Here is a 20,217-nt window from a genome sequence, read left to right on the forward strand (position 1 = left end):
TTGAGTTGATCGAGCTGTCGGCATTGAGCATGCAGCAATGCCGAGTTGCCCCACTCAGTGGAGACGTCCGTCTCTTGCCCTGGTGGATTCGCGCATCCGTTTGATATCGCGATTTGGCGGCTCCCCGAATAGCCGGCTGTATTCCCGGCTGAACTGGGACGCGCTCTCATACCCGACACGCACTGCCGCACTGCCCGCATCCATGTTTTCGTTGAGCATCAGTTGCCGGGCATCCTGCAAGCGCAGGTTTTTCAGGTACTGCAAGGGGCTCATGCCGGCGACGGCACGAAAATGCTGCCGGAAAGTCGACGGGCTCATGTGCGCTTTGGCCGCAAGATCGTCCATCGGCACGTCCTCCGTGTAGTGCTGCTTCAACCAGGCGATTACCTTGGCAATTTGCTGGCTCGGGGAACCGACCGCAACGAGACGGCGCAGACTGGGGCCATGCCCGCCATTGAGCAGGCGAACGACGATCTCCTGCTGGATCAAGGGGGCGAGGAGGGGAATCAGCGGTGGTTCAGCCAGCAGCCGGACTAAGCGGGTCAGCGCGTCCTGCAGGCCTGCATCCAGTGTCTCGACGGACATTGCCCGCGTCGTTGCAACCTGAAGCGGCGTCGCAAACTCCATCTCTGCCGCCAACTGGGCGATGACTCGGGCATCCAGCTCCAGCCACATTCCGAGGAAAGGTTCGGCGGGGCTGGCGCGGGTGACATACGACACCACGGGCAAGTCCACGGTGGTGATCAGGGATTGCCCCGCCCCGTAGTCGAAGATCTCATCGCCCAGCGTGACCCGCTTGCCGCCCTGCACGATCAGCGCAAGGCCCAGGCCATAGATGCAAGGCATCGGATCGGTGGCAGAACTGCGCCGACCAAGCTTCAGTGCCGGAATCAGTGTGCTGCAATCTCCGTCGATTTGTGCAATGCCGCCGATCAGGCTGGCAAGTTCACCGACATTCGGCTTTGTCTGAATCACCATCCCATATCCTCTTGGATTAACGTGTTTGACTTGGTATTGCGAAGCTGAAGCTTAGCATTGCCGGACGCCAACAGACTCCGTTATTGATTGCATCTCGTCGAATCAGGCAAATATCAAGGCAGTTTTGGCAAACGGGTCCGGGGCATTCAGGGCCACACTGCGTGTCATCGGGCCCAAAACGGCCGCAGACCTTCTTTCCCAACAACGGAGATTCAATTATGACCCAAACCAAAACGAGGTTATTCCAACCTTTGACCCTCAAGAACGGTCTGATCCTGCGCAACCGCGCCGTGATGGCGCCTATGACGACGTGGTCGGCCAACCCGGATGGCACCGTCTCCGACCAGGAGGTGGCTTACTACCGTGCCCGCGCCAACGGCGTCGGCATGGTGGTGACGGGTTGCACGCACGTAACGCCGGACGGCATCGGCTTCGCCGACGAGTTCGCCAGCCATGAAGACCGCTTCATTTCCAGCCTTCGTCGCTTGTCGGAAGCCGCCAAGAGCGGCGGCGCTCCCGCCATCCTGCAGGTTTACCACGCAGGCAACAAAGCCGTGCCCCACCTCGTACCGGATGGCCGCGTGGTCAGTGCCAGCGCGCTGAAGGCGCCTCCCGGCCCGTTCAATGACGGCGAAGTGACCAGCCATGCCCTGACCCGGGAAGAAATCGAAGCGATCATCACAGCTTTCGGCGAGACGACCCGCCGCGCCATCGAGGCGGGCTTCGATGGCATCGAGCTGCATGGCGCCCATGGCTTTCTCATCCAGAACTTCTTCTCGCCCCTGTTCAACCAGCGCAATGATGAATGGGGCGGCTCTCTCGAAAACCGCATGCGCTTCCCGCTGGCCCTGGTGCGCGAAGTGCAGCGGGTCATCGCCGAACACGCCAAGGGGCCTTTCCTGCTTGGCTACCGCATTTCACCGCAAGAGTCAGACGAGGGAGGGCTGCGCATTGGCGATTCCTGCGTGCTGATTGATCGGCTGATTGAGGCTGGTGTCGATTACATCCATGCGTCGCTCTTTGATATTCCGAATGCCAAACCCGTGGGCGATACCGGCGAGCACACGATTGCCGAGCTGCTGGTTAAGCACGTTGGCGACCGTGTTCCCTTGATTGCGGCGGGACTTATCCGCACGCCCGGGGACGCCGAAAAAGCACTGACGACCGGCCTGTCGCTGGTCGCAATCGGGCAGGGCTTGGTGATGAACCCGACGTGGGTCGAACTCGCCGGTGAAGGCCGGGAGGCAGAAATTACCACGGCGCTCGATCCTGAGCGCGTACCGCTACTGGCGATTCCCGACAGTTTGTGGAATATGATCCAGGCTGCAAAGGGCTGGTTTACGCTCGCCAAGGAAGCGGAGGCCGTGGGTTAACTCGTACGGCGGAATCGGAGCGAAGCGACATTCCGCCATTACCCCGCTCATTGAGTAGCTACTCATGCCTCAACGCATCAATCGGATTCAACTGCGCCGCGCGCTTCGCCGGTACGAAACCAAAAGCGACGCCGATGGTGGCCGATACGCCGAATGCGATCAGGTTGATTTGCGCGTTGAACAGATAGGGCATGTTCAGTAGCCAGGTGAGCAGTAGGGACGAGCCTAGTGCCAGCGCTAGCCCAATCGCCCCGCCGAAAGACGACAGCGCCACCGCTTCGATCAGGAATTGCAGTAGCACCTCGCGCTCCAGCGCACCAATCGCCAGCCGCGTGCCGATCTCGCGGGTGCGTTCGGTCACCGAGACCAGCATGATGTTCATGATGCCGATGCCGCCGACCAAAAGGCTCACCGCGGCGACCGCGCCAAGCAGGGCGGTCATGATCTGCGTGGTGCTGGAGAGCGTGTTGGCGATCTGTTTGGTATCGATCACGCTGAAGTTGTCCACTTCGTTGCCCGAGATGTTGCGCCGGGAGCGCATCAGGTTGGCGATGTCGTTGACGACGGTTTCGGTGTTGGCGCCTTCGCGCACCGAGGTCATGATTTCGCCCACGCCTTGCTGGCTTTGCCGCCCGGCCAGCCTGCGCTGGAAGGTCTTGAGCGGCGTGATGACGACGGCATCCTGATCCTGCCCCATCGCCGACTGGCCCTTGGGCGCCAAGACACCGATCACTTCGCAGGACTGGGTTTTGAGGCGGATGCGCTCGCCGAGCGGGTTGCCGCTGTTGCCGAACAGCGATTTGCGCACGGTTTCGCCGATCACACACACGGCGCGGGCCGCGCGCTGTTCGGTGTCGGTAAACAGACGCCCGTTGGCGAGCTTCCAGTTGCCGATCTCGAAGTAATCCGGCGTGGAGCCGAGTACGCGCGTGGTCAGGTTCGATTGCATGTATTGCACGGTGAGCGAGCTGCTCGATGCGGGGGCGACAAGGCGTACGCCGCGAACGCTTTCCAGAATGGCGGCGACATCGCTTTCCTTGAAGTTGGGGGGCGGCGTGCCGCCCCCGCCCGGCCCCATGCGCGTACCGGGGACCACGATCACCAGATTGCTGCCCAGGCTGGAGAGCTGGGTCTTGATCATGGCCGTGGCGCCGTTGCCGAGCGTGACCATGGTGACCACGGCGGCGACGCCGATCACGATGCCGAGCACGGTCAGGAAGGCGCGCATCAGGTTGCGGCGAATCTCGCGCAGGGCGAGCAGGAAGGCATTGAATATCACGCGCAGACCTCTTCCCGGACGGTGTCATTCGCAATGTGGCCGTCGACGAAGCGCACGATGCGCTTGGCGTATTCCGCCATATCCGGCTCGTGGGTCACCATCAGCACGGTAATGCCGTTGTCGGTGTTGAGCTGTTGCAGCAACAGCATGATCTCGCGGCTGCGTTCGGAGTCCAGATTGCCGGTCGGCTCGTCGGCGAGCAACAGCGCCGGCCCGGTGACGATGGCACGGGCAATCGCGACGCGCTGCTGCTGACCGCCGGAAAGCTCGGCGGGCGTGTGGTCTTCCCACCCGTTCAGCCCGACGCGCTCCAGCGCAGCGCGCGCTTGCTTGTGCCGTTCGCTTTGCGATACGCCGCGGTAGAGCATCGGCAGCTCGACGTTTTCCAGCGCAGAGGTGCGCGCCAGCAGGTTGAAGCCCTGAAACACGAAGCCGATGTGATGGCGGCGCAGCAGCGCGCGCTCGTCGCGGCTCATGGTCTCGACGTGCTGGCCCAGAAAACGGTACTCGCCGCCGCTGGGTACGTCCAGGCAACCCAGAAGGTTCATCGCGGTCGATTTGCCCGAGCCGCTCGGGCCCATGACGGCAATGAATTCGCCTTCGTGGATGTCGAGATCGATGCCGCGCAACGCCTGGAAAGCAGCCTGGCCGTTGCCGTAGGTCTTGGTGATGCCGCGCAGGCGGATCAGTGGTTCGCGTTCCATTGGGTTATGTTCCTTTGAATGCATTTTCACCACAGAGGCACGGAGAACACAGAGAAAAACAGATCTCGCGCAACTGGTTTCTCGCAGTCTCTTTGTGGTGCTAGTGGTCTGCTTCGCAAATGAACGAACCGATAAAGCTTGTCTTCGATCCCCTGGCCGCGTTGCTCATCCTCGCAATAGCTACGGCTATTGCTGTGGTTCGCGCCTTGCCAGAAACTCGAATCCCTCGCTTTCTCGTGTCCGCTATTTACGAAGCAGACCACTAGAAAATCAATAAACATCCGTTTCGTCATGCCGGGGTGCAGGGTTCCCCCCTTTGACAAAGGGGGGCTGGGGGGATTTAGCGGCACAGGCATAAAACAGCATTGCCCAAATCCCCCTCAATCCCCCTTTTGCAAAGGGGGAAGCAAGTCGCACCCGCCCCCCGTTTTGGGCCACGCTTTGCCAAGCCATCGCGGGGATTTCTTCGCGCATCACAACGGATCAATGATGGCCGGCGCAAATCAGGATGGCTTCTTCACACTCGCCGTATCGGTGATAACCGCGTCGCCTTCCTTGATCTCACCGGATTCGATCTCGGTGTATTTGCCGTCGCTCAAACCGGTCTGGACGGTCACGGCGCGCGGGCCGGTTGGGGAGTCGATCCAGACGCGAGCCGCTCCTTTGCTGCTGCCGGCTTTGGCGGGCGCGCTCGCAGTGCGCGGCGCTTGTGCCGGCATGGGCGGGCGTGGCATCAGGAAGCTCAATACGCCGCCGCCGGGTTTGGCGCTGGGCGCAGCACCGGGCTCAAAGCGCAACGCGGCGTTGGGAACGCGCAATACGCCTTTTTTCTCGGCGGCCAGAATGTCGGCGGTCGCGGTCATGCCCGGCAACAGCGCCAGATCCTGGTTGTCGACCGCAAGCACGGTCTGGTAGCTCACCACGTTGTCGACGGTCTTGGAGGCCACGCGCACCAGCTTGATCGTGGCGGGGAAGGGCTTGTCAGGATGGGCATCGACGTTGAATTCCGCAGCCTGCCCGGCGCGGACCTGCCCGACATCGGATTCGGCGACCGAGACCACCAGTTCCATCTTTTTCAAATCCTCGGCGAGCGTGAACAGCGTCGTGACCGACAGCGAAGCCGCCACGGTCTGGCCCTTGCTCACGGCACGGCTGAGTACCACGCCGTCAATCGGGGCGCGGATGGTGGACTTGGCGAGATCGGTTTCGTTGGACTGCAAGGAGGCGCGCGCCTCGGCGACGGCGGCCAGCGCGCTGTCGAGATCGGCCTGGGCGCGCGCCAGCTTGGCACGGGCCGCATCCATTTCCGTGGGGGCCGGCACCTTGCCGCCGGAAAGGCGCGAGACTTCCTCGTAGCGTTTGACCGTGGCGCCGGTTTCGGCGACGGTGGCGCGGTTCTGGGCGATGCTGGCTTCGGCGGCTTTCAGTGCGGCCTGCGATTTGGCGATCTGCTGCCTGAGCTTGGTGGTGTCGAGCTCGGCTAGAACCTGGCCCTTTTTTACCCGGTCGTTGTAATCGACCAGGACGGCCGCGATGGTGCCGGAAAGCTCGCTGCCCACGTCGACCGAATTGGTCGGGCTCAAGGTGCCGGTCGCGGAAACCTTGAGCGCGATGTCGCCGCGCCCGACGGGTTCGGTCACATATTGCGTATCGCTTCGGCCGTGCTGGCTCCAGGCATAGCCGCCGCCCAGCAGCGTTGCCGTCAACAGGGCTCCGCTCCCCAGCTTGGCGAGCTTCAACCAGCTTGGCGCTGGCCGGATTTTTGAAAGAAAGGTGTCTTTGTTCGGCATGATGTCATCGCTCATGGTGAAGCTTTGTTGTCGGTCGGTCAGCAAGTAGCCCGGATGAAACAACGTGAAATCCGGGGCTTTCGTTGGAGGGCCACAAACCCGGTTTGTCTTTGAACCCGTGTTCCCGGATTCCGCTGCGCTACATCCGGGCTACCCGCTTGATACATTGCCCCCGCAAGGGGCGAGGGGAAACCAGGAAAGTGCGATTACCCCGGCGTCCACCCCCCGCCCAACGCCTTGTAGAGCTGGACCAGCGCCTTGGCGCGGTCTGCAGCGGCGCTCAGGCGGGAATCGTCGGCGCTGAGTTGGGTGCGCTGGGCCTCCAAAAGCGGCAGGAAGTCGATCAGTCCGGCCTGGTAACGGGCACGGGCCAGTGCCAGCGCCTCGTTCGCGGAAGTGTCGGCGGCTTGCAGGCTGGTTTCGCGTTCGCGGGTCTTGTTCAGCGCGACCAGCGCGTTTTCCACGTCGGCCAGTGCCTGCAACACGGTTTTTTCGTAAGTCGCCAGAACTTGCTCCTGTTGCGCGGTCTGGATGGCGATGTTCTGGCGGATGCGGCCGGCATCGAAGATCGGCGCAGTCAGCCCGGCGGCGATGCTGCCGGCCATGGCGTCGGCACTGAAAAGCCGCCCGGCGCGCAGTGCTTCCAGCCCGATTGAGCCGGAAAGCGTCAGGCTCGGGTAGCGCGCGGCTTCGGCTTTCTTGACGAGCGCTGCCTTGGCGAACAGTTGTTGTTCCGCGGCGCGCACGTCCGGGCGCTGGCGTAGCGTATCGGCGGGGATGCCGATGGCGAGCGAGGCGGGCGTTTGCGGAATGCTGCCGGCCTTTTCCAGTAGGGCTGCGAGCCTGGTCGGCGTCAAACCGGCCAGCACCGCCAGGCTGTTGCGCGTGCTTTCCAGCGATTTTTCGAGCGCTGGAATCGCCGCTCGTGCCTGTTCGACGCTGGTGCTGGCTTGCGCCACGTCCAGCTCGGTCACGAGCCCGGCCTGCTGGCGCCAGCGCGTGATGGCGAGCGTTTCTTCCTGGCTCTTGAGGTTGTCGCGCGCCACTTGCAGGCGGGCTTGCAGGCCGCGGTAGTCGATATAGCCCTGCGCGGTTTCCGCCAGCAGTGTCACCCGCGTGTCACGCAAACTCTCTATGCTTGCCTGTAGGCTGGCATCGGAGGCTTCGGCTGCGCTGCGCAGCCCGCCGAAGAGATCGAGCTCCCAACTGGCGTCGAGCCCTGCGGAGAACTGGTTGCCGGTCGCTCCGGAGCCGGTTTCCTTGCTGTTCTTGCTGCGGCTGGCGTTGGCCGTGGCGTTGAGCGAGGGCCAAAGGTTGGCATCGCTCACGCCTTTCTGCGCACGCGCCTCGCGTACCTTGGCTGCGGCCAGGCGCAGATCGGGGCTGTTCTGCAATGCGGATTCGATCAGTTGGTCGAGCACCGGATCGCCGAGCGTTTTCCACCACTGCGCGGGATCGGTTGGCTGGGCGGCGGCTACTGCGGCGGGATTGCTTTTCCAGAGGGCGGGAATGTCCAGCGTTGGCATCTTGTAGGGCAGACTGCCTGCGCAGCCTGCCAGCAGTAAAGCCATGGAGAGCACCAGAAGCTTGGTTTGACATGAACGGCGCACGGCTTGCTTTGCTGAAGGCATCGGGTGTTTGCATCGCTATGAAACGGGACTGGCGCAGTATCCGGCAGCTGCGTGTAAAACGCTCAAAGCGGCATGTAAAAAACAGTAAAATTTTGACGTAATTTTTTGTCCGATCCGGCAGAGACCCACTGCCTGCATTGCAGAAAACCTGCCGCAGGCCGATATTGGGCGGCGGCGGACCCACTTTGGCAGACCATGCACTCACCCAGACAGCACAACCCCTTTTTCGTCCAATGGTTGATTTTCGTTGCGGCGGTACTGATCCTTGGAGCCAGCACCGGCTATGAAATCTGGCGGGACCGTGTACGTGTCGAACGGCACGAACAGGAACGCTTGCTGGCCATGTCGCGCGTGGTTCAGATCAACGTCGAAAAAAACCTCGAATCGACCAATGAGGCCCTGGCCGAGCTGCGCAAGGATGTCGTTTCCGGTCATGTGGGACCGGATTTGAATGATCGTCTGCGTTTGCTGGTAGAAGCCATGCCTGGCGTGCGTACCCTGACTATCCTCGATGCGTCGGGGCGGATATGGGCCGCAAGCCGTCCTGAACTTCTTGGCCGAAGCGAGGATTTCAGTCAACGCGAGTATTTCCGGGTGCCGCAACAGCATGCCGACCCGGATACGTTGTACGTTTCGCCACCGTTTCGTACCGTGCTCGGCGCCTATTCACTTGTCGTGACGCGCATGATTCCCGGCCCACACGGGGAGTTTGGCGGAATCGTTGCCGCAACGTTGGCCCCGACCTATTTCAATCCTTTGCTCGATTCCGTGAATCATCTGCCGGACATGTTTGCTTCGCTGCAGCATGGCGACGGGGTCGTGTTCCTGGCCGTGCCGTCTTTCAGCCGGGATGTTGTCGGCATGAACCTGGCGCAGCCAGGCTCGCTTTTCTTGCGTCATAGGGAGAGCGGGCAGCCGGTCACGGTCTTTTCCGGAATGGCCTTGGCGCGGGAAGAGAGTCTCATGCTTGTCCAGCGCGATATCCGGCCAGCGGTTTTGAAGATGGACAAGCCGCTGGTCGTTGCGGTATCGCGTCCTTTGAGCGAAATCTATCGTGACTGGAATCGCAATGCCCGGATGACGGTCGGTATTTTTTTTCTGGCTACGATGCTCTTCGCTGCCGGGCTGTATGTTTGCCAGCGCCACAGTCGCCAGTTTCTGCAAAGGGAAGAGCACGCGGCCCGGCGGTTGGCCGACAGCGAGCAACGGCTGAAGACGATCGTCGATACCGAGCCGGAGTGTGTGAAGGTGCTGACATTGGATGGTGTGCTCGAACAGATGAACCGTGCCGGCCTTGCCCTGATGGAGGCCGATTCCGAAGAGCAGGTAACTGGCGCCAAGGCAGTCGATCTCGTCGTCCCCGAATGCCGGGCAGCATTCTCTGAGGCAGTCTTGCGAGCCGGACGGGGCGAGTCGGCAGTGGTTGCTTACGAGGTGGTTGGCTTCAAAGGGGCGCATCGCTGGCTGGAGATGTATGCCGTTCCCATGCGCGATGTGGACGGCGGGATCGTAGCCGTGCTCGGTGTTTCCCGTGACATCACCGCGCGCAAAAAGGCCGAAGCCCGTCTACAGCTCGCGGCAAGCGTATTCCTGCATGCACGCGAAGGTATTGCTATTACCGATCTCGACGGCACCATTCTGGATGTCAACGAGACTTTCACGACCATCACCGGCTACAGCCGCGAAGAAGCCATCGGCAAGAATCCGCGCATCCTTAAATCCGGACTGCACGATGCCGAGTTCTATGCCGACATGTGGAGGGCCCTGATCGAGGGGGGCTACTGGGCCGGCGAAATCTGGAACCGGCGCAAGAACGGTGAGATTTACGCCGAGCTCAACACCATCACTGCCGTGTTCGATGAGGCGGGTGTGCGGCAGCATTATGTCGTCTTGTTTGCCGACATCACTGAAATCAAGCAATACCAGCTCCGGCTTGAGCATCTGGCTCATTTCGACGTGCTGACGGGTTTGCCCAACCGCATGCTGCTTGCCGACCGCTTGCGCCACGCGATTGCCGAAGGCCAGCGCAATGGCAAGACCGTCGCCGTAGTCTACCTGGATCTGGATGGCTTCAAGGAAGTCAACGACCGCTACGGTCACGAGGCCGGCGACAAACTCCTGATCGCCATTGCACAGCGGTTCACGGGTGCATTGCGTGCGGTCGATACCGTGGCGCGCCTGGGGGGTGACGAGTTCGTCGCCGTGCTCGCGGACCAGGATTCCCCGCAAAGCTGCTTACCTGCGCTGGAGCGTCTGTTACAGGCTGCGGCCGAACCAGTCACTTTGGAAGATGCCGTGTTGCATGTCTCGGGTAGTGCAGGCGTTGCTTGCTATCCGCAGGACGGTGACGAGGCCGATGTCCTGATGCGCCATGCCGATCAAGCGATGTACCAGGCCAAGCAAATGGGCAAGAACCGGTTCTGCATGTTTTCCGGCGGGCAGGACGGGTTTTAACCCGTCATCTCCTGCGCCCGGAAACACTCCATCGACGGCAATGCTGTTCACTGAAGGATTTTCATGCGCCTGCGGCGCAGGGTTTAGGGCCGGTTCCGCCCGGCAAACGGGAAAGGGATTTGTCTCGCCAAATCCCCTTCACCCCTAGGCGAGCCCGCTCCGGCGCCCCTACGGGGTTCCCTGCGATGCTCGCAAGACACGGCGGCTGCGCAACTCGGCCTGCGGCCTCAAACAGTGCTCGCCGAATTCCCGCGCCTTGCTGTGCTTCTCGGCGCCTTCCAGGGCAGGGCGTGCTGCAAGCGATTCTGGTCAATGAAAATGTCGTAAGCGAGTAGCCCGGATGAAACAACGTGAAATCCGGGGCTTTCGTTGTTGGTCGCCACAACCCGATTTGTCTTTGAACCCGTACTCCCGGATTTCGCTGCGCTGCATCCGGGCTACCCGCTGCGGTTTGTTCCCCCCTGTGAGGGAGAAGGAACCATCTGCCGCCAATGAAATCATCCGGGCTCTCCCCCTTCGTTTTTCATCGAATTCCCCGATCAAAAAGATGTGCGTCTGCTCAATTGCGGGAAAACCCTAATAGGGATAGAATCTTGACCCTTTCTCTCGAAAAATCGAGAGGAAACAACGCCTCCGCCGAGTGCGGGGTTGGTTCAGGCTACTACACGGCCTCTGTGATACAAGGGTTGCATGACGATGGACAGACAAAGCTGGTTGCGGGGAACGCTCTATAACCCGCGCTTCGAACAGGATAGTTGCGGTTTCGGTCTTATTGCCCAGATGGACAATAAACCCTCGCACTGGCTGGTTTCCACGGCGATCAGTTCGCTCGCCTGCCTGACCCACCGCGGTGCGGTGGCGGCTGACGGCAAATCGGGTGACGGTTGCGGTCTTCTGTTCGGCAAGCCGGACAGCTTCCTGCGCGCTGTTGCGGCCGAAGCCGGCATTGCGCTGGCCGGTCAGTACGCGGCGGGTCTCGTGTTCCACTCGGCGGAAGATTCGCTGGCGCGCCTGCGTGAGGCCGTCGAGGCACAAGGGCTGGCCGTGGCCGGTATCCGTACGGTGCCGACCAACAATGACGCCTGCGGCGAATACGCGCTCAAGACGCTGCCGCTGTTCAAGCAGGTGTTCGTCAACTGTCCGGAAGGCATGGACGACCTGAGCTTCGAACGCAAGCTCTTCCAGGCTCGTCGTCTGGCAGAAAAGGCCAACGCTGCGGACAAGTCCTTCTACATCCCGACGCTCAACCCGCATGTGATTTCCTACAAGGGCCTGGTCACGCCGGACAACCTGCCGGTGTTCTACCCGGACCTGAGCGACAGCCGCTTCGAATCCGCTCTGGCTGTTTATCACCAGCGTTTCTCGACCAATACCTGGCCGCAGTGGAAGCTGGCGCAGCCGTTCCGCTTCCTGGCGCACAACGGCGAAATCAACACCGTTTCCGGTAACCGTCTCTGGGCCAAGGCACGTGAAGCGATTCTGGAAACCCCGAATCTCGATATGGATTCCGTGCGCCCGATCGTGCAGACCGACGGCTCCGATTCCATGAGCCTCGACAACATGCTCGAAGGCCTGCTGCAGGGCGGCATCGACATCTTCCGCGCGCTGCGCATGCTGGTTCCGCCGGCTTGGCAGAACGTGGACAGCACCGACCGCGACCTGCGTGCGTTCTACGAATACAACTCGCTGCACATGGAGCCGTGGGACGGCCCGGCCGGCATCGTCTGGACCAACGGCCGCTATGCCGGCTGCATGCTGGACCGCAATGGCCTGCGCCCGGCGCGCTATGTGATCACCAAGGACCGCCACCTCACCATCGCCTCCGAAATCGGCGTGTGGGATTACAAGCCGGAAGACGTGGTCAAGAAGGGCCGCGTCAAGCCAGGCCAGATCGTGGCGGCCGACCTCAAGACCGGTGAATTCCTCGATACCGAAACCATCGACAACCGTCTGAAGGCCGCGCATCCGTACCGCCAGTGGATCAAGCGTCATGCCATCCATCTGGAAGAAAGCTCCGATCCGGGCGTGGTGCGGCAGTGGAGCAAGAACGATCTGCTGGCCTACCAGAAGCAGTTCCTGCTGTCGTTTGAAGAGCGCGACCAGGTGATTCGCGTGCTGGCCGAATCCGGTCAGGAAGCGATTGGCTCGATGGGTGACGACACGCCGATGGCCGTGCTGTCGCAGAAAGTGCGCTCGCCGTTCGACTACCTGCGTCAGCAGTTCGCGCAGGTGACCAATCCGCCGATCGACCCGATCCGCGAAGCGATCGTGATGTCGCTCAATACCTGCTTCGGTTCCGAGCGCAACGTATTCCTGGAAGAGGAATACAACGCCAAGCGCATCGAAGTGCGTTCGCCGGTCCTGTCGGCGAAGAAGTTCGCGGTCCTGACCGAACAGATCGATCCGGACTACAAGAGCCGTTTCTTCGAACTCAACTACGATCCGGCTCAGGAAAACCTCAAGCAGGCGCTGCTGCGCTTGCAAGCGGATGTTGTTCGCGCCGTGAGTGAAGATGGCGTGGTGATCGTAGTGCTGTCCGACCGCAACATCGCCAAGGGCAAGCTGCCGGTCCACGCGCTGTTCGCTACGGGCGCGGTGCAGCATGCGCTGATCAATGCCGGTTTGCGTTGCAAGACCAACATCGTGGTCGAAACTGCGACCGCGCGCGATCCGCACCACTTTGCCTGTTTGCTCGGCTACGGCGCGACCGCTGTTTACCCGTACCTTGCCTACCAGACCGTCAAGGAGCTGATCGAACTCGGTCAGGTCGAATACACGCTGGACAAGGCTTGCGCCAACTTCCGCAAGGGCATCGACAAGGGCTTGCTCAAAATCCTGTCGAAGATGGGTATTTCCACCATCGCGTCCTATCGTGGCGCGCAGTTGTTCGAAGCCGTGGGCGTGAACGAGGAAGTCGTCGATCTGTGCATGGCCGGTACGACCTCGCGCATCTCCGGTGCTAGTTTCGCTGATTTCGAAGCCGATCTGCAGCAGCTCAACAAGCTTGCCTTCAACCCGATGCGCCCGATCTCGCAAGGTGGCCTGCTCAAATACGTCCACGGCGAGGAATACCACGCCTACAACCCGGACGTGGTGATGCAACTGCAAAAGGCGGTGCAGGGCGGCGATTACGCCGAATACCGGAAGTACGCCGAGCTGGTGAACCAGCGCCCGGTCGCCATGCTGCGCGACCTGATGGCGCTGAAGATCGATCCGGCCCAGTCCATTTCCATCGACGAAGTCGAGCCGGTCGAAGCCATCCTCAAGCGTTTCGATTCCGCCGGCATGTCGCTCGGTGCCCTGAGCCCCGAAGCACACGAAGCGCTCGCCGAAGCCATGAACCGCCTTGGCGCGCGTTCCAACTCCGGCGAGGGCGGTGAAGATGCCAGCCGCTACGGCACGGTCAAGATGTCCAAGATCAAGCAGGTGGCCTCCGGCCGCTTCGGCGTAACCCCGCATTACCTGGTCAATGCCGAAGTGCTGCAGATCAAGGTGGCGCAGGGCGCCAAGCCGGGCGAGGGCGGCCAATTGCCGGGCGACAAGGTGTCGCCGCTGATCGCCAAGCTGCGTTGCTCCAAGCCGGGCATCTCGCTGATCTCCCCGCCGCCGCATCACGATATCTACTCGATTGAAGACCTGGCCCAGTTGATCTTCGACCTGAAGCAGGTCAACCCGCAGGCGCTGGTGTCCGTGAAGCTCGTGGCCGAGCCGGGCGTGGGCACGATTGCCGCCGGCGTGGCCAAGGCTTATGCCGACCTGATCACCATTTCCGGCTACGACGGCGGCACCGGTGCTTCGCCGATTGCCTCGGTCAAGTATGCCGGCACGCCGTTCGAACTCGGCCTGACCGAAGCCCAGCAGGTGCTGCGTGCCAACGGTCTGCGTGGCCGCGTTCGCGTGCAGGCCGACGGTGGTCTCAAGACCGGTCTGGACGTGGTCAAGGCCGCGCTGATGGGCGCGGAATCGTTCGGTTTCGGTACCGGCCCGATGGTCGCGCTGGGCTGCAAGTTCCTGCGTATCTGCCATCTGAACAACTGTGCGACCGGCGTCGCGACTCAGGAACTGAAGCTGCGCACCAAGCACTTCATCGGCCTGCCTGAGATGGTGATGAACTACTTCACCTTCATCGCCCGCGAAACCCGCGAGTGGATGGCCAAGCTCGGCGTGCGCAGCATGGAAGAGCTGATCGGCCGCGCCGATCTGCTGCAAGTCATCGAAGGCGCGACCGAGAAGCAGCAGAAGCTGCAACTCGACGTGCTGCTGGCCCAGGGCTCAGTGCCCACCAGCGAGCCGCGCTACTGCGTCGAAGCCTCCAACCCGTCCTTCGACAAGGGCGAGCTGGCCGAGCAGATGGTCAAGGATGCCATTGCCGGCATCAAGGCCAAGACCCCGCAGGTGCTCGAATATCCGGTGCAGAACATTCACCGCTCGATCGGCGCGCGCCTCTCCGGCGAGATCGCCAAGGCGCACGGCGCCGACGGCCTGCCTGCCGATTGCCTGACCGTCAAGCTCAAGGGCTCGGCCGGCCAGTCGCTCGGCGTGTGGAATGCCAAGGGTCTGACCATCGAGCTCGAAGGCGATGCCAACGATTACGTGGGCAAGGGCATGTCCGGCGGCCGCGTGGTGGTGTACCCGCCCAAGGGCAGTGAGTTCGCTTCGCATGAAGCGGTCATCGTCGGCAACACCTGCCTCTACGGCGCGACCGGCGGCGAGCTCTTCGCTGCGGGCATCGCGGGCGAGCGCTTCGCCGTGCGCAACTCCGGCGCCACGGCGGTGGTCGAAGGGGTGGGCGATCACGGTTGCGAATACATGACCGGCGGCTGCGTGGTGGTGCTCGGCGATACCGGCTACAACTTCGGCGCAGGCATGACCGGCGGTTTTGCCCTGGTCTACGACCGCCAGCAGAAGTTCGCCTATCGCTACAACAACGAACTGATCGACATCAGCCTGATCAACTCCGAAGGCATGGAAGAACACCGCCAGTTCCTGCGCGAGAAGATCGAACAGCATGTGAAGCTCACCGGCAGCGAAATCGGCCGCCAGTTGCTCGAAGATTTCGATATGGCAGCGGATTACTTCTGGCTGGTGAAGCCGAAGGCCGCCACGCTCGACAGCCTGCTCAAGCAGTAAAGGAATACCAAGATGGCCAATGACGTCTTTCAATTCATGAATCTGGCCCGCGACGCGGGGGCGAAAGCCCCTGCCGAAACGCGCAAGCTCGTGTTCAAGGAAATCTACGCCCCGCTCGCCACCCCGGAGGCGCAGGAACAGGCCGCTCGCTGCCTGGGCTGCGGCAACCCGTACTGCGAATGGGAATGCCCGGTGCACAACTACATCCCGAACTGGCTTCAGCTGGTGAAGGAAGGCAAGCTTTTTGAGGCCGCCGAACTCAGCCACAAGACCAACAGCCTGCCGGAAATCTGCGGCCGCGTCTGCCCGCAAGACCGCCTGTGCGAAGGTTCCTGTACGCTCAACCAGGGCGATTTCGGCGCCGTAACCATCGGCGCCATCGAAAAGTACATCACCGATGAAGCCTTCAAGGCTGGCTGGCGTCCGGACATGTCCAACGTCGTGAAGACCGGCAAGAAGGTCGCGATCATCGGCGCCGGCCCGGCGGGCCTGGGCTGTGCCGACATCCTGGTGCGCAACGGCGTGACCCCGGTGGTGTTCGACCGCTATGAAGAAATCGGCGGCCTGCTCACCTTCGGCATCCCCGAATTCAAGCTGGAAAAAGACGTGGTCGTCCGCCGCCGCAAGGTGATGGAAGAAATGGGCGTCGAATTCCGCCTCAACACCGAAGTGGGCAAGGATGTCTCGTTCGAGAGCCTGCTCGCCAACTACGATGCCGTATTCATGGGTATGGGCGCGTACAAGTACATGAAGGGCGGCTTCGCTGGCGAAGACCTGCCCGGCGTGCTCGAAGCGCTGCCGTTCCTCATCAACAACGTGCGCAAGTGCATGGGCACGCTGCCTGCCGGCGAAGAATACCAGTCGATGCAAGGCAAGCGTGTGGTAGTGCTTGGTGGTGGCGATACCGCAATGGATTGCACCCGCACCTCGATCCGCCAGGGCGCACAAAGCGTGATCTGCGCCTACCGTCGTGACGAAGCCAACATGCCCGGTTCCAAGCGCGAAGTTGCCAACGCCAAGGAAGAAGGCGTCGAGTTCCTGTGGAACCGTCAGCCGGTCGGCGTGGAAAAGCTCGCCGACGGCAGCCTGGGCCTCAAGCTGGTGACCACGCAACTGGGCGAGCCGGATGAAAAGGGCCGCCGCAAGCCGGTGGTGGTTGAGGGTTCCGAAGAAGTGGTCGAATGCGACCACGTCATCGTCGCCTTCGGTTTCCAGGCTGAAGCTGCACCGTGGTTTACAGCCAACGGCATCGCCGTGGACACCGGCAACCGCACCGTCGCCCCGGCCTGCCAGCGCTACAAGTACCAGACCGGCAACCCGAAAGTGTTCGCCGGCGGCGACCAGGTTCGCGGCGCCGATCTCGTAGTGCGCGCCGTCTTCGAAGGCCGCCAGGCCGCCGAAGGGATGCTGGAGTTTCTTGGGGTTTGGTGATCCTTGCTCCTCTGCTGTCGATTGAACAACGCCCGCTATTGCGGGCGTTGTTGTTTTTCATCGACCTGAGCGCTATCGAGGGCTGGGATGTAAAACTTTCCTTATGGGGTTGAGCAGGTTGCTGCGTTCAATCCAGTCCTGAAGAGGGTTTGTTCTGATTGGGTCGCGAGCAGTTTTTCCGTGCCAGTGATGTCTAGTGGACGATGGAAGAAATATCCCTGGAACAGATGGCAGCCGTTTGTGCGCAGAAATTCAAGCTGTTGAGCGTTTTCAACGCCTTCTGCCACAATCGACAAATCCAGTGAATGTGCCAGCGAGAGGATGCCGTGGATGATTTTTTCACGGCGAGAATCCCCAGGAACGTCCTGCACGAATTCACGGTCGATCTTGATGGCATACACAGGCATGTATGCAATTTTGGAAAGCGAAGAATAGCCGGAGCCAAAGTCGTCAATGCTGATGCGAAAACCCAGTTCTTTCAGCTTGTTCAGGTTGTCCAGCCCCGTTTCTCCATTCACCATCAGCGCAGTTTCTGTAATCTCGAACTCCAGAAGATCAACAGAAAGATCGAGCTGATCCGTTCGCGAAACAACCTCCTGGACAAGGTTCGGAATTGAAAGATCGATGGCCGACAGGTTGATGGCAACAGGCCTGACCGGAATCCCTTTTCCCTGCCAGTTTTTGACCTGACTGGTTACCATCTCTATGACCTGCAGGGTGATGTCATGCACCATGCCACTGTTTTCGGCCACGGGAATGAATTCTGCGGGCGATACGGTTCCAAGCTCCGTACTCTGCCAGCGTACCAAAGCCTCCAGGCCTTGCAGGGTGCCATGACAGTCGACTTTGGGTTGGTAGGACAGGCTCAGGCTGTGTTCGCGCAAGGCCTTGCGCAGACCGACCTCGATATCGATCCTGCGTCGCATGGCGGCTGCCTGGGCGGGGTCGAAATAGACGGGGTCATCCGATTGATCGCTGCGCGCGTTTTGCTGGGCTTGTTCGCTGAAACGGATCAGATCCTCGGCTGTGCCCGCATCCTGGGGAAATGAGGCGGCTCCAATGAAGTAGCTAATCTCAAGGGAGTGCCCGTTGATGACATGCCGCCGTGGCAATTCCCGGGTGTGACGGGCGATATGTTCCTGGGCAGCATTGCTGTCTTGCGGCAGGTTGGTCAGCAAGAGGGAAAACGCGCCGCCGCGTGTTCGTCCAAGCCAGTCCCCGGCAGAAAGCCGTTTATGAATGCAGCGGCCAATCTGGTTGATGAGATTATCGCCATTGATGATGCCGTAACGTGTATTGACGGTATGCAGATCCCGGATCTTGATGTTCAGTACGGCCAGTGGTTTTCCGGATCGTTGAGCTTTTACGATTTGCTCGTTGAGGATTTCAATAAAATGCGACCGGTTAGGCAAGCCGGTAAGACCGTCATGGCGAGCAAGAAAGTGGGCTCGATCCAGGTTGCTGTTGAGTTCGGTACGCAACTGATGGATTTCAGACAGATCGCTCATGGAGATGATGAGATTGCCCGTATGAGCCATCGGGGTCACCTGCAGCAGCACCGGCCGAGAATTTTTTCTTATCTGCCAAATGCCCTCCAGCGTTGAACCTGGCTGGCGTGTCTCTGGTCGATCCAGGGAGGGCTCGGCTGTTTTTTCGAGCAAATCATGCAGGTCAAGTTTTTCAACTTGTGCTGGAAGGCGCCCAAGCAGCCGTGCGGCAAGCCGGTTGCATCGCAAAATGACGCCGTTCTGTTGGCAAAAAAGGGTGGCTGAGCCGCTGTGCTCAAAGACTTCTTCATGGATGGCCAGGCTGGTTTCCAGCGTTTGGTTCATCTGCAGGGCATGGCGAGTCGCACGGCTCAACGAGCTTAGCACTCTGGAAAAAGCCAATGGAATTCCGATGTTGAAAAACAGAAAAATCAGGGACTGAATGTAGGTGTGCGTTCCGGGCAGCGTGGCACTAAGTTGCAAAAAATTCGGAACGGGTTGGTTTCTGATCAGTAAAAAAAACGGAAAAAGATTGAGCCCCATGAAGATTAGCGCGGGCCTGCGCCCCAGCAAGATCAATGCAATCAATGGGGCTGTGTAGATAAAAATGAAGCCCAGCTTGGCGATTTCAACGATGTTGATGGCAGTCAGGATGCAAAACCCTGCGGCATAAACAATCAGGATTAGCGACCAGGAGCCCAGTTTGAGACTGCGGCTGCTCAGGTAGAGGGTGCCACTGATTACCACGAAAAAGAACAGCACCATGCCGATGACATCGTATAGCCCGGCTTGTGCAGCCTCCCAAGCGGTATGCAGGAAAATGGTTGATTCCAGCAGCAATCCAAAAACCAGGATGATCCGCAGCGCGCTCAAACGCCAACGTTTTGTTTGCTCTTCCGGGTGGGCTGCGTCCTGAAGCAGCAGGAAGCCATCAACACGGTCACGCAATGTTTGACTGAGGTGTTTTCTCTTTGACATGGTGCATGCTTGGATATCAGACCCGGGTTTGCGCGAATATTAGCTTTTAATTATATTGTTTTCTGTAAAATAAATACTGGAATTTGTCAGTTTTTACGGTGTTTTTTGGTGTTCTGAGTTTGTTTGTTTCTTGCGTGACGCTAAAATGTTTTATTTTTTAAATTATGAGAAAGAATTTGTTGGTTATTTATAATTTTTTGAAAGAATTTAGGCTTGGTCTGTTGGGGGCGTACGCCATGACCACAGTCTATGGTTGCGCCAATGAATTTCTGGCCCTTTTACCAATATTCCCGTCTCTTCCCGAGAGTACAATCACGGCCCCGATCCGTTTGTCCGGCAAGACCCCGAAACCGACATGAATATCCAGCGTTATCACCCGGTAATCTGCGTTCTCCACTGGCTGCTTGCCGCCATGATCATGGCGGCGCTCGTCATGAGCACCTTCGTGATGGCCCATATCCCCGATACCGATCCGGCCAAGATTTCGGCCATCCTGCGGCATATGAGCGTCGGCGTGTTGATTCTGGTATGCACCGCGCTACGGCTGTTTACCCGCAAGAAAACCGGCCGCCCGACTTCGTTGCCGTCCGGCATGCCTTGGGCCGACTGGCTGGCAGGAATCGTGCACCGTCTGCTCGACGTGCTGGTTTTCATCATGATCGGCAGCGGCATCTGCATGGCCGTATTCTCCAACCTGCCCAAAGCGATTCTGGAAGGACAGAGCGAGTTGCTCGCCAATCTGGATAGCCTGCCTTGGCATACGCTGCATGTGGCGGGGGCCAGGGTGCTGTTCGGCGTTCTGTTGCTGCATGTAGGCGGAGCGCTTTACCACCAGTTGATCCTGCGCGATGGCCTGCTGTGGCGGATGTGCTCCATCCCGCGCCTTGCCAAAAAGAAAAAGCCCTTCTGAGAACCTGCTCACGCTCTTGCTGCGAAACCGTGATCGGGGCTCATGTGCTGCCCGGAATCCTCATCCGCCCGC

At 60.3% G+C, this 20,217-nt stretch carries 11 protein-coding genes; 5 read left to right on the plus strand and 6 right to left on the minus strand.

From position 1 onward, the window contains the following. Positions 1–54: 54 nt before the first annotated feature. A complete protein-coding gene (locus tag BMZ36_RS08860) occupies positions 55–978 on the minus strand; it encodes an AraC family transcriptional regulator (RefSeq protein WP_091194774.1) in 924 nt (307 codons plus the stop codon). 218 nt (positions 979–1,196) lie between these two features. Here BMZ36_RS08860 and BMZ36_RS08865 point away from each other — a divergent pair, with 218 nt between their 5' ends. After that, complete coding sequence (locus BMZ36_RS08865; protein ID WP_091194778.1) at positions 1,197–2,351, plus strand: NADH-dependent flavin oxidoreductase; 1,155 nt, start codon at positions 1,197–1,199, stop codon at positions 2,349–2,351. 58 nt (positions 2,352–2,409) lie between these two features. Here the strand turns inward: BMZ36_RS08865 and BMZ36_RS08870 are convergent, their stop codons facing one another. From BMZ36_RS08870 to BMZ36_RS08885, 4 genes are all read right to left on the minus strand, one after another. Then, positions 2,410–3,630, minus strand: coding sequence for an ABC transporter permease (locus tag BMZ36_RS08870; protein WP_091194781.1), 1,221 nt, complete (start codon positions 3,628–3,630; stop codon positions 2,410–2,412). Continuing rightward, on the minus strand, positions 3,627–4,334 hold the full coding sequence (locus tag BMZ36_RS08875) for an ABC transporter ATP-binding protein (RefSeq protein ID WP_245747857.1): 708 nt from the start codon (positions 4,332–4,334) through the stop codon (positions 3,627–3,629). Before BMZ36_RS08875 ends, BMZ36_RS08870 begins: the two co-directional genes overlap by 4 nt. A 503-nt stretch (positions 4,335–4,837) precedes the next feature. Next, positions 4,838–6,124, minus strand: a complete 1,287-nt coding sequence (locus BMZ36_RS08880; protein WP_091194942.1) for an efflux RND transporter periplasmic adaptor subunit — start codon at positions 6,122–6,124, stop codon at positions 4,838–4,840. Between the two features lie 206 nt (positions 6,125–6,330). Continuing rightward, complete coding sequence (locus BMZ36_RS08885; RefSeq protein WP_218142683.1) at positions 6,331–7,695, minus strand: efflux transporter outer membrane subunit; 1,365 nt, start codon at positions 7,693–7,695, stop codon at positions 6,331–6,333. Positions 7,696–7,950: 255 nt separating this feature from the next. On the opposite strand from BMZ36_RS08885, the gene BMZ36_RS08890 reads away from it, so the two are divergent. The 3 genes from BMZ36_RS08890 (at position 7,951) to BMZ36_RS08900 (ending at position 16,770) form a co-directional block, all read left to right on the plus strand. Further along, positions 7,951–10,209, plus strand: coding sequence for a diguanylate cyclase domain-containing protein (locus tag BMZ36_RS08890; protein WP_091194792.1), 2,259 nt, complete (start codon positions 7,951–7,953; stop codon positions 10,207–10,209). Positions 10,210–10,905: 696 nt separating this feature from the next. Next, on the plus strand, positions 10,906–15,339 hold the full coding sequence (gene gltB / locus BMZ36_RS08895) for a glutamate synthase large subunit (RefSeq protein ID WP_091194944.1): 4,434 nt from the start codon (positions 10,906–10,908) through the stop codon (positions 15,337–15,339). A 12-nt stretch (positions 15,340–15,351) separates the two neighbouring features. After that, positions 15,352–16,770, plus strand: coding sequence for a glutamate synthase small subunit GltD family protein (locus BMZ36_RS08900; protein ID WP_091194795.1), 1,419 nt, complete (start codon positions 15,352–15,354; stop codon positions 16,768–16,770). A 101-nt stretch (positions 16,771–16,871) separates the two neighbouring features. On the opposite strand, the gene BMZ36_RS08905 is transcribed toward BMZ36_RS08900, so the two are convergent. After that, positions 16,872–19,235 (minus strand): putative bifunctional diguanylate cyclase/phosphodiesterase, encoded by a 2,364-nt coding sequence (locus BMZ36_RS08905; RefSeq protein ID WP_091194798.1) that lies wholly within the window; start codon positions 19,233–19,235, stop codon positions 16,872–16,874. A 355-nt stretch (positions 19,236–19,590) separates the two neighbouring features. On the opposite strand from BMZ36_RS08905, the gene BMZ36_RS08915 reads away from it, so the two are divergent. Beyond that, a complete protein-coding gene (locus BMZ36_RS08915) occupies positions 19,591–20,145 on the plus strand; it encodes a cytochrome b (RefSeq protein WP_091194802.1) in 555 nt (184 codons plus the stop codon). The last annotated feature ends 72 nt before the right edge of the window (positions 20,146–20,217 follow it).

This window comes from Formivibrio citricus (assembly GCF_900115065.1).
GTDB lineage: Bacteria > Pseudomonadota > Gammaproteobacteria > Burkholderiales > Chitinibacteraceae > Formivibrio > Formivibrio citricus.